This is a genomic window from Planobispora rosea (assembly GCF_014648175.1).
In the GTDB taxonomy this organism is placed as follows: Bacteria; Actinomycetota; Actinomycetes; order Streptosporangiales; family Streptosporangiaceae; genus Planobispora; species Planobispora rosea.
Window position 1 is genome coordinate 236,772 of the sequence record NZ_BMQP01000001.1, and the last position, 13,860, is coordinate 250,631.

At 72.3% G+C, this 13,860-nt stretch carries 11 protein-coding genes and 1 pseudogene; 8 read left to right on the forward strand and 4 right to left on the reverse strand.

Annotated features, from left to right (window positions below; all coding sequences use genetic code 11):
• Window positions 1-20 precede the first annotated feature (20 nt).
• From IEZ08_RS01030 to IEZ08_RS01040, 3 genes are read left to right on the forward strand one after another with little or no spacing between them, the layout of a single operon-like run.
• Complete coding sequence (locus tag IEZ08_RS01030; RefSeq protein ID WP_189241462.1) at window positions 21-578, forward strand: hypothetical protein; 558 nt, start codon at window positions 21-23, stop codon at window positions 576-578.
• Window positions 578-949: a hypothetical protein gene (locus tag IEZ08_RS01035; RefSeq protein WP_189241463.1), complete on the forward strand. Its 372-nt coding sequence runs from the start codon at window positions 578-580 to the stop codon at window positions 947-949. The genes IEZ08_RS01030 and IEZ08_RS01035 overlap by 1 nt, the downstream gene beginning before the upstream one ends.
• Window positions 946-2,505: a multicopper oxidase family protein gene (locus IEZ08_RS01040; protein WP_189241464.1), complete on the forward strand. Its 1,560-nt coding sequence runs from the start codon at window positions 946-948 to the stop codon at window positions 2,503-2,505. Before IEZ08_RS01035 ends, IEZ08_RS01040 begins: the two co-directional genes overlap by 4 nt.
• Before the next feature lie 119 nt (window positions 2,506-2,624).
• Here the strand turns inward: IEZ08_RS01040 and IEZ08_RS01045 are convergent.
• Window positions 2,625-3,263: pseudogene (locus tag IEZ08_RS01045) on the reverse strand (transposase); the annotation flags it as partial.
• Between the two features lie 175 nt (window positions 3,264-3,438).
• Window positions 3,439-8,271, reverse strand: coding sequence for an Lhr family helicase (locus tag IEZ08_RS01050; protein ID WP_189241465.1), 4,833 nt, complete (start codon window positions 8,269-8,271; stop codon window positions 3,439-3,441).
• A 248-nt stretch (window positions 8,272-8,519) separates the two neighbouring features.
• Between IEZ08_RS01050 and IEZ08_RS01055 the strand changes: the two genes are divergently transcribed.
• Complete coding sequence (locus IEZ08_RS01055) at window positions 8,520-9,857, forward strand: pyridoxal phosphate-dependent decarboxylase family protein (RefSeq protein ID WP_203863197.1); 1,338 nt, start codon at window positions 8,520-8,522, stop codon at window positions 9,855-9,857.
• Between the two features lie 77 nt (window positions 9,858-9,934).
• Window positions 9,935-10,423: a VOC family protein gene (locus tag IEZ08_RS01060; RefSeq protein ID WP_189241466.1), complete on the forward strand. Its 489-nt coding sequence runs from the start codon at window positions 9,935-9,937 to the stop codon at window positions 10,421-10,423.
• Between the two features lie 37 nt (window positions 10,424-10,460).
• Here IEZ08_RS01060 and IEZ08_RS01065 read toward each other — a convergent pair whose 3' ends face one another.
• Entirely contained in the window at window positions 10,461-10,676 is a 216-nt protein-coding gene (locus IEZ08_RS01065; RefSeq protein ID WP_068922003.1) for a hypothetical protein, read from the reverse strand.
• 145 nt (window positions 10,677-10,821) lie between these two features.
• Between IEZ08_RS01065 and IEZ08_RS01070 the strand changes: the two genes are divergently transcribed.
• Window positions 10,822-11,016, forward strand: coding sequence for a DUF3046 domain-containing protein (locus tag IEZ08_RS01070; RefSeq protein ID WP_068922004.1), 195 nt, complete (start codon window positions 10,822-10,824; stop codon window positions 11,014-11,016).
• A gap of 71 nt (window positions 11,017-11,087) precedes the next feature.
• Here the strand turns inward: IEZ08_RS01070 and IEZ08_RS01075 are convergent, their stop codons facing one another.
• Entirely contained in the window at window positions 11,088-11,393 is a 306-nt protein-coding gene (locus IEZ08_RS01075) for a hypothetical protein (protein ID WP_141703691.1), read from the reverse strand.
• Window positions 11,394-11,668: 275 nt separating this feature from the next.
• Here IEZ08_RS01075 and recA point away from each other — a divergent pair, with 275 nt between their 5' ends.
• Both recA and recX read left to right on the forward strand, forming a co-directional pair.
• Complete coding sequence (gene recA / locus IEZ08_RS01080) at window positions 11,669-12,772, forward strand: recombinase RecA (protein WP_068922005.1); 1,104 nt, start codon at window positions 11,669-11,671, stop codon at window positions 12,770-12,772.
• 13 nt (window positions 12,773-12,785) lie between these two features.
• Window positions 12,786-13,778 carry a recombination regulator RecX gene (recX, locus tag IEZ08_RS01085; protein WP_189241467.1) on the forward strand — a complete coding sequence of 331 codons (993 nt, stop codon included), beginning with the start codon at window positions 12,786-12,788 and terminating at the stop codon, window positions 13,776-13,778.
• Window positions 13,779-13,860: the final 82 nt, after the last annotated feature.

Here is a 13,860-nt window from a genome sequence, read left to right on the forward strand (position 1 = left end):
CGCGAGAAAGGAACGTCCCGATGTCCCTCGACGGAATCCTCCTGGCCGCGCACGTCGCCGCCGCCCTCACCATCCTCGCCAGCCTCATCACCGACTGGATCGGCGTGGCGACCCTGCGGGCAGCCACCACCACCGGCCACGCCCGCGAAGGCATCAAGGCCCTGAAAGCCTCGGCCGCCTTCGGCGTCTGGGGCAGGCTCGGCTCCCTGGCCGCAGGGCTCGCGCTCGCCTTCACCGCCTGGTCGTGGGAAGGCTGGATCATCGCCGGGCTTCTCGGCTGGGTCGTGCTCGTGCTGCTCGGCGAACCGCTGACCGGCAAGGACCTGCGCGCCATGGTCGAGGACGCCCGCCAAGCCGGGCCCGAACTGCCCGGCCCCCTGGCGGCCCGCATCCACGATGCGCGCCTGTGGACCTCCGTCCTCACCCGGACCGGCGTTATCGGCGGGATCTTGTACTGCATGTTCGGCAAGCCGAACCTCCTCACCGGACTGGCCGCGCTCGCCTGCGGTTACCTGGCCGGCCTCGCCGCCGCCAAGCTCACCTCCCGCCGCGTCCCCAGCCCGGCCGGAGCCCGCTGATGCTCATCGCCCTGCGCGTCACCGCGATCGTCCACGTCCTGGCCTTCGCCCTCCAGCCGATCCTCGCCGGCATGTTCCTGTCCGGCCGCGACGAGGCCATCGGCAGCCACGGTGACACCGCCGCCGTCGTCTCCACCCTCGCGCTCGTGCTGGCCGTCATGGCCGCCATCGCCCGCCGCAAGCGCCTCGTCGGGCCGCGCGTCCTGCCGCTCACGGCCGCGGTCTTCGTCCTGGAGATCGTCCAGCTCACCGCCGGCATGGACCACCGCATGTGGCTGCACATCCCGCTGGGCGTCGGCCTGTTCGCCGTCGTCATCGCCTCCCTGCCGCTCCTGTTCGCCGCCCCGCCCGCCCAGGAGAACCCCGCATGACCGGCCCCACCCGCCGCGATCTATTCAAGATCGCCGGCCTCGCCCTGGCCCCCGCCGCCCTCACCGCCTGCGCGGGCGACGGCGGGACGGTCGGACCCGGCACCCTCACCAGCGCCGCCCGACTCCCTGAGCCCTACACCCTGCCCCTGCCGATCCCCGTTCCCGCCAGGCCACTTCGCTCCGGACCCGACGGCGATCACTACGACATGACCATCAAGGAGTCCACTGCCGAGATCCTTCCTGGCTACTCCACCCGGATCTGGGGCTACGACGGGACCTTCCCCGGCACCTACCTGGAAGCCCGCTCCGGCACCCCGTTGATCGTCCGCCAGACCAACCTGCTCCCGGTCCCCGTCGCCACCCACCTGCACGGCGGCATCGCCCCGCCCTCACAGGACGGCTTCCCCACCGACCTGCTCTACCCCCGAGGCCTCGCCCACCTGGCCACCGGCCACGCGGGGCACGGCGCGCACGGCGGCCACGCCGTGATGCACGATCCGCACGCCCAGGTCAGCATCCATCACCGCACCTATGCCTTCCCCATGCGGCAACGCGCCGCCACCCTCTGGTACCACGACCACCGCATGGACTTCACCGGCGCCCAGGTCTGGAAGGGCCTGGCCGGCCTGTGCGTCGTCCGCGACGACGAAGACGACGCGCTCCCGCTGCCGCGCGGCGACCGCGACATCCCCCTGCTCATGTGCGACCGGGCCTTCGACGCCGACGGCCAGCTCGCCTACCCCGCCATCGACCCGACCCTGCTCGGAGCCCCCGGCATGGCCGAATCCATCATGGGCGGCGCCCAAGGCGACGTCATCCTCGTCAACGGAGCCCCCTGGCCGTACCTGGAAGTCGACGCCGCCCGCTACCGGCTCCGACTGGTCAACGGCTCCAATGCCCGCCGCTACGAACTGCGGCTCGACGGGCCGGCCGACAGCGAGTTCACCCAGATCGGCGGGGACGGAGGCCTCCTGCCAGCGCCCGTCCGTCACGCCACCCTCCGCATCTCACCGGCCGAACGCTTCGACGTCGTCGTCGACTTCTCCCGCTACCCCGCCGGCTCCACCGCCACCCTCGTCAACCTCGCCAGCACCGGCGGCGCCGGCCAGGTCATGCGCTTCCACATCACCCGCCGAGCCACCGACGACTCGGCGATCCCCGACCGGCTCTCCGACATCCCCGAGCTCACCCCCGGCGGCGCCCACCGGCAACTCGTCTTCTCCCGCAACGGCTCCCAATGGCAGATCAACGGAAAACCGTTCAACCCCGCCGTCCCCCACCTGCGCCCGGCCTTCGGCACCACTGAACACTGGACCGTCCTCAGCGTCGAACGCCACCCCTTTCACCTGCACGGCGCGTTCTTCCAGGTCCTCGGCCGCGATTCCGCTGGCCCCGGCCCCTACGACGCAGGCTGGAAGGACACCGTCGAACTGGCACCCGGCGCCGAAATCCACCTCGCCGTCCGCTTCGACGCCTACCGCGGCCGCTACCTCGCCCACTGCCACAACCTCGAACACGAGGACATGGCCATGATGGCCACCCTCCAAGTCGGCTGACCCCACGCGGTCAGAGATGTCCGCGGACATCTCTGAGTACAAAGGTGAGTACAGGTAAACGTGCAAGATCTTGACAGGAGTATTCTCGCCTTCCGCAAGTGAGAATCTGCAGGTCAGCAGCGGCGGCGCAGGTGGTCGCGGTAGGGATCGACCAGGGTGGGCCGATAGAGCGGGGCGCGCTGCAGACGCTGGGGTTCGGGCACGCGAGCGTAGCGTTTGACGGTATTGAGGGCCAGGTTCAACCGGCGGGCGCATTCCAGCAGCCCGACCCCCTTGCTGAGCAGGTCGTGGACCTGCTGCCAGCGCTCACGGGTGGTTTGTGCGCGCGTGCCGTCCTTGATCGGTGGGCCGGCTTTGGCCCAGCAGGCGCTATGGGCGGCTGCTTCTTTCAGCACGGCCTGGCCGAAGTTGTGCCACAGATGCCAGCGATCGGCGACCTGGACGGCATGCGGCAGGGCTCGGCGGATCGCTTCGGCATAGGCACCCGAGCCGTCCCGGCACACGATCTGCACTCCGGGATAGGCACGCAACCATGCCTCCAGCACCTCCGTGGTGCGGCCGGGCAGCACGTCGATGCGCTGGCGGGTGGCGGCGTTGATCAGCACGGTGGCATAGCGGTGACGGCGGCGCAGGGCAAAATCATCCACGCCCAGCACCCAGGGCACCGAGGACTGGGCCACGGGCAGGCGCAGCAGCAAGCGCACGGCGCTATGTCGGGAGGTGGGCACGGCCAGCGCGGATAAGACCCGCACGCTGGCACAAGCCCGAAAACACCGCGCTCACGAGTTCGTTGACACCATGCATGACCTACCGTGACGCGCAAGGGCGTTCCGTTACCACCGAATCTGCGACAGAGCCGTTCACCACTGGACAGACCCCCACTCGGGAAGAGCTCGTTCGTGCCGCTTGACGAACCATGGGAGCATCCGGATGTCAGGGCCGCAGGCGCAGGCCCCTGGGGGTCGGGTGGAACCCGGCGGCCTCCAGGGCGGCGGCGAGGGGGGAGTCGCCGACGGCGGTGCCGTCGGCCCGCTCCACGGTCAGCTTCCCGAGCGCGCCGTCGCGCACGGCCAGCGCCAGCGCGTCCACGGCGGGCTGGAGGCGGTCGTCGTCGGTGAAGGACAGCAACGTCTTGCCGCCGCGTTCGACGTACAGGATCAGGTGGCCGTCCACCAGCACCACCAGCGCACCCGCCTTCCGGCCCGGCTTGTGGGACACGTCCCCGGGGTGGGCCGGCCAGGGCAGCGCGGCGCCGTAGGGGTTGGCGGGATCGGTCGCCGCCAGCACCACGGCCCGCCGCCCGGCCGCCGCGCCTTCGGAACCGCTCCGCCATCCGCCCGCGCCCGCCGGACCGCCCGGCTCACCCGGCCGTCCCGGTCCGATCCGGCCGGAGGCGCCCTCCCACGCCTCGCCTGACCCCGGAGGGACCTGCCAGGGCAGGGAGGCCGGAGGCGAGGCGGTCGCGCGCATCCGGTCGACGGCGCCCGGCAGGGCGAACTGGGCGCCGCCCAGGCCCTCGACGAAGTAGCCGCGGCGGCACCGGCCGCTCTCCTCGAACACGCGCAGCACCTGGTAGACGGCGGAGAACCCGCCCGGCATCCGCTCGGCCGTGACCGCGCCCCGGGTCACCACGCCGTGCCGCTCCAGCAGCACCTCCGCCTGGGCGTGGGCGCGCTGGGTGGCGTCGCCGGACGGCGCGGGCAGCAGCCACCAGCGCCCGCCCACGGTGGGCGGGCCGCTCCGGCTCGGCAGCACCGCCCGGCGCCTGCGGGTGGAGGCGGGCCGGTGCGCGGGCCGTCCGGTGCCGAGCGTCGCGCGCAGCGGGGCCAGCGTGTCACCGGTGATCCGCCCCGCCCAGACCAGATCCCAGACCGCCGCCACGAGCGTCGTGTCGTCGGGGGTTCCGGAGGCGGTGGAGACCGCGCCGACGCGGGCGCCCAGCTCGCGGAAGAACAGGGCGCCCCCGCCGCCGAGGACCTCCAGGACCGCCTCGTGCACCGGAGTCATGGTGATCTCCAGTGGGTCGGGCATCAGCAGGGGGGCGGTGTCGGCGAAGTACAGCGCGACCCAGCCGTCCCCGCCGGGCAGCGACCCCTGCCCGGCCCAGACGACCTCGCCGGAGGAGGTCAGCTCGTCCAGTACGGACGGGTCGTAGCCGGGCACCCGGGAGGGCAGGATCAGCGTCTCCAGCGCCGAGGCGGGCACCGGCGCGCCCTGCAGCCGCTCGACGGCGTCCACCAGCGCGTCGATCGGCGGCCTGCGCCGCCCCGGGGCACCGGTGATGCCGTGCCAGGCCGGGGAGAAAGCGGCCAGCGTCTCGGCGGGGACCGGTTCCACCTCCTTGCGGAGCCGGGCCAGGGATCTGCGGCGCAACATCCGCAGCACCCCGGCGTCGCACCACTCCTCGCCCCGGCCGCCGGGACGGAACTCGCCGCTCACCACCCGGCCGGAGGCGGCCAGGCGGCGCAGTGCGTCGGTGACGACGGCCGGGCCGAGGCCGAACCGGGCGGCGGCCGTACTCGCCGGGAAGGGCGTGCGCGTGCGGGCGTGCCGGGCGAGGAGGTCGCCGAGCGGATCGTCCACCGGCTCCAGGAACGCGTGCGGCACCCCCACCGGGAGCGGCACGCCGAGCGCGTCGCGCAGCCGGGCGGCGTCCTCGATCGCGGCCCACTGCTCCTGCCCGGCGATCCGCACCCTGATCGCGCGCCGGGCGGTCTCCAGCCCGGCCAGCCACGCCGGGTCGCCCTCGCGCAGGCTCACGTCGTCGGCGAGCAGCGGGCCGTGGGACCTGAGCAGGTCGGCCAGGTCCTCGGCGTCGCGCAGCGGCCGGTCCAGCCGGGCCAGCTCGCGCTCGGTGTCGGCGATCACGTCGGGGTCGAGCAGCTCGCGCAGGTCGGCCTGGCCGAGCAGCTCGGCCAGCAGGCTCGTGTCGAGGGCCAGCGCCTGGGCGCGGCGCTCGGCCAGCGGGGCGTCCCCCTCGTACATGAACGCGCCGATGTAGGTGAACAGCAGGGACGCGGCGAACGGCGACGCCTGCGACGTCTCCACCTCCACCAGCCGCACCCGCCGGGCCGCGATGTCCCGCATGAGCCCGACCAGGCCCGGCACGTCGAACACGTCCTGCAGGCACTCGCGCATCGTCTCCAGCACGACCGGGAACGAGCCGTAGCGGGAGGCCACGCCCAGCAGGTGCGAGGCCCGCTGCCGCTGCTGCCAGAGGGGGGTCCGCCGGCCGGGACTGCGGCGCGGCAGCAGCAGGGACCGGCCCGCGCACTCGCGGAACCGGGCCGCGAACAGCGCCGAGCCGCCCAGCTCCTCGGTGACGATCCGCTCGATCTCGTCGGCGTCGAAGACCGCGACGTCCGAGGGCGGGTCCGACAGCGTGTCGGGGATGCGCAGCACGATCCCGTCGTCGGAGTGCAGGGCCTGCACGTCGACGCCGTAGCGCTCGCGCAGCCGCCGCCCGATCGCCAGCGCCCACGGGGCGTGCACGCGGGCGCCGTACGGCGAGTGCACGACGACCCGCCAGTCGCCCAGCTCGTCGTGGAAGCGCTCGACCAGGAGCGTGCGGTCGTCCGGGACGTATCCGGTGGCCTCGCGCTGCTCGGACAGGTAGGACAGCAGATTGGCCGTCGCGAACTCGTCCAGGCCGGCGGCCCTGACCCGGGCCCGCGCGGCCTCGGGGCCGGACTCGGACAGCTCGCGGAGGAAGGCGCCGATCGCCCGGCCCAGCTCGGCGGGACGGCCCGCCGTGTCGCCGTGCCAGAAGGGCAGCTTGCCCGGCTTGCCCGGGGCGGGGGAGACCAGCACCCGGTCGGCCGTGATGTCCTCGATCCGCCAGGAGGTCGCGCCGAGCACGAAGACGTCCCCGGCCCGGGACTCGTAGACCATCTCCTCGTCCAGCTCGCCCACCCGGGAGGCCTTCTCCCCGACCAGGAAGACGCCGAACAGCCCCCGGTCGGGGATGGTGCCGCCGCTGGTCACGGCCAGCCGCTGGGCACCCGGCCGGCCCTGGAGCGTCCCGGTGACCCGGTCCCAGACGACACGCGGGCGCAGCTCGGCGAACTCCTCGCTGGGATAGCGCCCGGCGAGCATGTCGAGCGTCGCCTCCAGCGCGCTCCGGGGCAGCGTGCGGTACGGCGCGGCGCGGCGGACCACGGTCTCCAGCTCGTCGACCGTCCACTCGTCGAGCGCGGTCATCGCGACGATCTGCTGGGCGAGCACGTCGAGCGGGTTGCGCGGGTAACGCAGCTCCTCGATCTCGCCCCGTCTCATCCGCTCGGCCACCACGGCCGTCTGGACCAGGTCGCCGCGGTACTTGGGGAAGATCACGCCACGGGAGACCGCGCCCACCTGGTGCCCGGCCCGGCCGATCCGCTGCAGGCCGCTGGCCACGCTCGGCGGCGCCTCCACGCACGCCACCAGGTCGACCGCGCCCATGTCGATGCCCAGCTCCAGGCTGGAGGTGGCCACCACGGCGGGCAGCCGCCCCGACTTGAGCGCCTCCTCGATCTGGGCGCGCTCCTCCTTGGACACCGAGCCGTGGTGCGCCCGCACGATCTCCGGGACCGCCCCCGCGCTCGCACCGGCCTGGGCCATCATCGCGGCCGGGGTGGCGGTCGAGGCGGGCGGCCGGGGAGGTCCTCCGGGAGACCCCCCGGGAAACCCCCGGGGAAACCCCTCGGCCCAGTGGACCGGCCCGCCCCCGGACTCGCCGGACTCGCGGAGTCCGGGACCGCCGTCCGCCGGGGGGAGGAGCCAGGGATCGTCGCCCGCCGGGCCGGCGTCGCCCCGGCCCCCGAGCTCCGCGGCGCGCCGCTCCCAGGCCAGCTCGTTGAGGCGGGTGCACAGCCGTTCGGCCAGCCGCCGGGAATTGGCGAACACGATCGTCGAGGAGTGCCCGCCGATCAGGTCGAAGAGCCGCTCCTCGACGTGCGGCCAGATGGACCGCCGCGTCTGCTGCCCGGTCAGCCACGCGTCGTCGTCCTGGCTGGGGCGGGGGGCGGTGTCGAGCTCGGTCATGTCCTCGATCGGGACGACCACCTCGATCTCGATCTCCTTCTCCGAGGGCGGCTGCACCACGACCGCCGGACGCGGCCCGCCGAGGAACTCGGCCACCTCGCTCACCGGCCGGACGGTGGCCGACAGGCCGACGCGCTGGGCGGGGCGGGGGAGCAGGGCGTCGAGCCGCTCCAGGCTGAGCGCCAGGTGCGCGCCGCGCTTGGTGGCGGCCACCGCGTGCACCTCGTCGACGATGACCGTCTCCACGCCGCGCAGCGCCTCGCGGGCCTGGCTGGTCAGGATCAGGAACAGCGACTCCGGGGTGGTGATGAGGATGTCGGAGGGCCGGGTGGCGAACCTGCGCCGCTCCTCGGCGGAGGTGTCGCCGGACCGGATGGCCACCGAGATCTCCGGCACCGGCAGCCCCAGCCGCCGGGCGGTCTGCCGCAGCCCGGTCAGCGGCGCCCGCAGGTTGCGCTCGACGTCCACCGCCAGGGCCTTGAGCGGCGAGACGTAGAGGACCCGGCACCGCCTGGGCCGTTCGGCGTCCGCCGCCGCCTCGATCTGCTCGGCGGCCAGCCGGTCGAGCGACCACAGGAACGCGGCCAGGGTCTTACCGGACCCGGTGGGCGCGACCACCAGCGTGTTCTCGCCCCGGGAGATCGAGGCCCACGCCCCCTCCTGGGCCGCGGTGGGCGAGGCGAAGGCTCCGGTGAACCACTCCCTGGTCACCGGTGTGAAGTGGGCGAGCGCTGATCCGGTCATCGTTCCATGGTGCCCCGTGCCACCGACAGAACCACACCGGGCGTGACCTCACAGGAGTCGCGGGCGGCGGAGACCGTGCGGGGCGCGGCCCCATGCGGGCGGCGGAGACCGTACCGGACACGACCCGTACGACGTGTGCGCGAGGGAGCCGTGCCGGACGTGACCTGTACGGAAAGGCCAAAAACACCGAGCAGACGATCCAATACATCGATTGTCTGCTTTACCCGCTTTATCCTCATACTTCTTGTGTGCACAGCTACGACGAGCGCCTGACGAGCCTGGTCTTCGACTACATGAAGGACCGGCTCTCCCTCGATCCCGTCCCCCTCGACAACCCCGGGGTGAAGGACAAGCTCGAGGCCGCCCTGACGGGGATCATCAGCCCCGGGGGCACCGACCCGGAGAAGGTCCTGGACCTGTACGCCGACCAACTGGCCCCGGCGGTCATCTCCGCCGACAGCCCGCGCTTCCTCTCCTTCATCCCGGCGGCCCCGACCAAGGCCGCCCTGCTGTTCGACATGGTCGTCTCCTGCGCCTCGCTCCAGGGCATCTCCTGGCTGGAGGCCTCCGGCGCGATCGCCGCGGAGAACCAGGTGCTCCGCCTGCTCGCGGACCTGGCCGGAATGCCCGCGAGCGCGGGCGGCTGCTTCGTCTCGGGAGGCTCGGCGGCCAACCTGTCGGCGCTCGTCGTCGCCCGCGACACCGCCCGGCGCCGGCTCCCCGAGGGCCGCCTGCGCGTCGCGGTCAGCGATCAGGCGCACTCCTCGATCTCCAACACCCTGCGCATCATCGACGTGGACGCCCTCGTCGTCCCCTCACGGGACCACCGTCTCACCGGCACGTCCCTGCGCGCCGCTCTGGAGGCCGACCCCGACCCGTCCAACGTGATCGCCGTGGTCGCCACCTCGGGCACCACCAACGCCGGGATCATCGACGACCTCGCCGGCATCGCCGAGGTCGCCCGCGAGCGCGACCTCTGGTTCCACGTGGACGGCGCGTACGGCGGCGCGGGACTGTTCGCCCCCTCGGTCCGGCACCGCTACGCCGGGATCGAGCACGCCGACTCCTTCATCGTGGACCCGCACAAGTGGCTGTTCGCGCCCTTCGACTGCGCGGCCCTGCTGTACCGCGAGCCCCGCCTGGCGCGGGCCGTGCACACCCAGGACGCCTCCTACCTCGACGTCCTGCACACGGAGGGCGACGAGTGGAACCCCACCGACTACGCCTACCACCTGACCCGGCGCGCGCGGGGGCTCCCGCTCTGGTTCTCCCTGGCCGTGAACGGCACCGACGCCTACACCGAGGCCATCGAGAAGGGACTGCGGCTCGCGCGCGAGACCGCGGCCCTGATCGACCGTACCGACCATCTGGAGCTGATCCGCGAGCCGGAGTTGTCGGCCGTGCTGTTCCGCCGTACCGGCTGGACGAGCCGGGACTATCACGACTGGTCGGAGCGGCTGCTCGCCGGGCAGATCGGCTTCGTCACGCCGACCGGCTGGGAGGGCGAGACCGTCGCGAGGTTCGCGTTCCTGCACCCGGGCACGTCCATGGAGATCGTGCGGGAGATCCTCGACACCATGGCGTGACGGCACGGACAGGTTGGGTGACCGCGCCCAGGGAGATAGCTCAGACGAACGTTCGCATACTGAACGGCGGGTCAGCAATGAGCATCGACTATCCGGCCATCAAGACGACACGTGAGCGGATCAGGGCGGAGCGGTTACGGGGACACCGCCCGCCGAGCAGTGCGAGGGGCCTGCACCACTTCGCTCTGATCTCCTCCGACATGGAGAAGACGATCGCCTTCTACGAGGACCTGCTGGAGTTCCCCTTGACGGAGATCGTCGAGAACCACGACCACGAGGGTTCCAACCACTTCTTCTTCGACGTCGGCAACGGCAACCTGCTGGCCTTCTTCGACTTCCCGGGATTGGACCTCGGCCCCTATCGGGAGATCCTCGGCGGGCTCCACCACGTCGCCGTCTCGGTGGACCCCTCGACGTGGGAGCGGCTGCGGGGGAAGCTGGAGGCCGCGGGCGTGCCGCACCGGATCGAGAGCGGTGCCTCGATCCACTTCAGAGACCCCGACGGGGCCCGTCTGGAACTGCTCGCCGACCCGCTCGGTGAGATGTACGGCCTGCGCGTGCTCTGAGGCGTCCCGGCGGGAGACCTGCGGGACGCGCGGCTCCTCACCGCCGGGAGGGACGCCGGCTGCGCGGTTCCCCCCTGCGGGGCGACTGCGTCCGCGTGGCGTGCCGTTCGGCGCGTTCGGCCTTCTCCTTCTGTACGGCCAGGCGCAGCTGCAGCATGAACCTGCGGCGCCTGGCGCGGCGCTCGGCCTTCTGCGAGGGGGTCAGCTTGACCGCTGAGGCGAGGAGGACGACGGCGAGGGGGAGATTCGGCATCCTCCGAGTCTCCCCCCGCGCACCGGAGAGTGCCAGGCCCACTCCGCGCCGGATCCGTACGGAGCACCGGATCCGCGGGGGTGAGCCGGGGACGGGTGAGCCGGGAAGGGACGGCCGGGGTGCCGGAGGCCCCCATACTGGGGGCATGCGCCTGTCAGAGTTCTGGAGACGGATGAAGCTGCACTTCGGCGACCCCTATGCCGAGTCGTGGGCCCGCGACTACGTGATCGCCGAACTGGACGGGCGGACGGTGGTCCAGGCCCTGGCCGACGGCATCGCGGCCAAGGACGTCTGGGAGGCGGTGTGCCGGGTGACGGACGTCGCCTCCCGGCTCCGCTGACCGCGACGCGGCGAGGGCCGTGCACGGGGAGGGCGGCCGATCGTCCTGAGAGACCGGAGCACCGGAGGGCGTCAGGCGACCGGCGCGGCGTCTGGGGCGGGCCTCAGGAGCCTGCCGACCGAGTCCGCCACATGGCCGGGGTCGTCGGTGCTCTCCTGCCCGTTGGGCGACCACAGGAAGAGCCAGCCGTCCTTGGACGGGCTGGCGAAGACGATCGTCTGCTTGCCGCTGGTCGGATGCCACACCCACAACACGGGGTCGTCGCCGCCGAGCATGCGGCTGACCATCCCCCGGTCGGGCAACTCGGCGGCCAGGGACTCCAGATGGGCCAGACGCTGCTGGGCGAACGTGTTGGTCACGGCGGTTACCTCGGACACCTCTCGAAAATCATGTTGATCCCAGCGTTCCCCCAGGTCAGCGGGTGACACCTCGGGTACCGGAATGCCCAGGAATGTCATTTCTGTGACGGGCCGGGACGCCGGGCGCGGCCCGGACGACCCGTGGAACACGTGATGCGATTGAGGAACGATCGAACAGCCGTTCGGCTATATTGGGCGTGTCAGCCCTCGTGGCGTGCTCTCCGGAAAATGTCGGTGGCACCCCGTAGCTTTCTGGCAACAGATCCGACCCGTAACCCTCCAGGGGGCTCCCAATGGCAGCTAACGACCGCGAGAAGGCGCTCGAGACCGCCCTCGCTCAGATCGAGCGGCAGTTCGGCAAGGGCTCCGTCATGCGCCTCGGCGACGACGCCCGCGCGCCCATCGAAGTGATCCCCACCGGATCCATCGCCCTCGACGTGGCCCTGGGCATCGGCGGGTTCCCGCGCGGCCGCATCGTCGAGATCTACGGTCCTGAGTCCTCCGGTAAGACCACCGTCGCCCTGCACGCCGTCGCCAACGCCCAGCGCCAGGGCGGCATCGCGGCGTTCATCGACGCCGAGCACGCCCTCGACCCGGAATACGCGAAGAAGCTGGGCGTCGACACCGACGCGCTGCTGGTCTCCCAGCCCGACACCGGTGAGCAGGCGCTGGAGATCGCCGACATGCTGATCCGGTCCGGCGCCATCGACCTTCTGGTCATCGACTCGGTCGCGGCTCTGGTTCCCAAGGCCGAGATCGAGGGCGAGATGGGCGACAGCCACGTCGGTCTCCAGGCCCGTCTGATGTCCCAGGCCCTGCGCAAGGTCGCCGGCGCGCTCAACACCACCGGCACCACCGCGATCTTCATCAACCAGCTCCGCGAGAAGATCGGCGTCATGTTCGGCTCGCCCGAGACCACGACCGGTGGAAAGGCGCTGAAGTTCTACGCCTCGGTCCGTCTCGACGTGCGCCGGATCGAGACGCTGAAGGACGGCACCGAGCCCGTCGGCAACCGCACCCGGGTGAAGGTCGTCAAGAACAAGATGGCCCCGCCCTTCCGCCAGGCCGACTTCGACATCCTGTACGGCGTCGGCATCTCCCGCGAGGGCGGACTGATCGACATGGGTGTCGAGCACGGCTTCGTCCGCAAGTCCGGTGCCTGGTACACCTACGAGGGCGACCAGCTCGGCCAGGGCAAGGAGAACGCCCGTAACTTCCTGAAGAACCACCCCGACATGGCGAACGAGATCGAGAAGAAGATCAAGGAGAAGCTCGGCGTCGGCCCGCGCGTGGACGCGCCGGAAGCCGCGGCGCCCGCCGCCCCGGCCGCTCCCGCTCCCGCCGCCGCGCCCTCGGGCCGTGGCAAGGCCGCGGCCGCCAAGCCGGGTGACGTCTGATCCGGGCTGAGCGGTGACGACGGGACCCGACTCCGGTCCGGCCGGTGAGGCCGGACCGCGAGACTGGGGTGCATGGCCCGACCTCCCCGAATCCGGTGGCGAAGGCCGTCGCGGCTCGGGGACCCGCGGCGGTGCGGAAGACCGGGGCCGCTCGGGGAGGAGATCCTCGGGAGGTTCCGGCAGGCGATCCCGGAGGGGAGCCGAGGGCCCTTCCCGGGGAGAGCCCGCGGACGCTCTCCCCGACGGATCCGGCGGTTCCTTCTGGGAAGGGTCCGAAGGCGTTTTCCCGGACGGGCCTGAGGGCTCCTTCCCCGGCAGGTCCGGTGAAGCTTCCTCGGACGGGCCTGAGGGCTCCTTCCCTGGCGGGTCCGGACGGCGGTCCCGGGGCGGAGCGGGGAGTTCCTCGCGGGAAGGGGCCGGGCGGCGGTCCCGGGGCGGGCCCCGGGGTTTCCTGCCGGATGGGCCGGTGGAGGGCTCCACGGCGAGTCAGGGGCCTCCGGCCGACCCGCAGGCGGTTGCGCGGGCCATCTGCCTGCGGTTGCTGACCATGGCGCCGCGCACCCGGGCTCAGCTCGCGGAGGCGCTGCGCAAACGTGAGGTGCCGGAAGACGCCGCCGAGGCCGTGCTGGAGCGTTTCTCCGAGGTCGGCCTGATCGACGACGAGGCGTTCGCCGCCGCCTGGGTGAGCTCACGCCACGCCGGCCGGGGTCTCGCCCGGCGGGCCCTGGCGTCGGAGCTCCGCCGGCGCGGGGTGGAGGAGGACACCGTCAAGGAGGCGGTGGAGCAGCTCGACCCCGAGCAGGAAGTGGAGACCGCCCGCAGGCTCGTGGCGCGCAAGCTCCCCTCCACCCGGGGGCTGGAGCCCTCCGCCAGGACGCGGAGGCTCGCCGGCATGCTCGCCCGCAAGGGATACGGACCGGGTCTCGCCTTCCGTGTCATTCGCGAGGCTCTTGAGAACGAAGAGGCGGAAGGTCCGGAATATCCGGAGTATCCGCTCGACTGGTGAAAACGCCCAGTCCCATGGGTCTTTGCTTGCTCGTTACCTGTTTGACGCTTAATCTCGACGGCAGTGAGGAGTTACTCCGCGC

Excerpts from the sequence above, each read along its gene's own strand:
- IEZ08_RS01030 (WP_189241462.1), top strand. The coding sequence starts at position 21 with ATGTCCCTCGACGGAATCCTCCTGGCCGCGCACGTCGCCGCCGCCCTC.
- IEZ08_RS01035 (WP_189241463.1), top strand. The coding sequence starts at position 578 with ATGCTCATCGCCCTGCGCGTCACCGCGATCGTCCACGTCCTGGCCTTC.
- IEZ08_RS01040 (WP_189241464.1), top strand. The coding sequence starts at position 946 with ATGACCGGCCCCACCCGCCGCGATCTATTCAAGATCGCCGGCCTCGCC.
- IEZ08_RS01050 (WP_189241465.1), bottom strand. The coding sequence starts at position 8,271 with ATGACCGGATCAGCGCTCGCCCACTTCACACCGGTGACCAGGGAGTGG.
- IEZ08_RS01060 (WP_189241466.1), top strand. The coding sequence starts at position 9,935 with ATGAGCATCGACTATCCGGCCATCAAGACGACACGTGAGCGGATCAGG.
- IEZ08_RS01065 (WP_068922003.1), bottom strand. The coding sequence starts at position 10,676 with ATGCCGAATCTCCCCCTCGCCGTCGTCCTCCTCGCCTCAGCGGTCAAG.
- IEZ08_RS01070 (WP_068922004.1), top strand. The coding sequence starts at position 10,822 with ATGCGCCTGTCAGAGTTCTGGAGACGGATGAAGCTGCACTTCGGCGAC.
- recA (WP_068922005.1), top strand. The coding sequence starts at position 11,669 with ATGGCAGCTAACGACCGCGAGAAGGCGCTCGAGACCGCCCTCGCTCAG.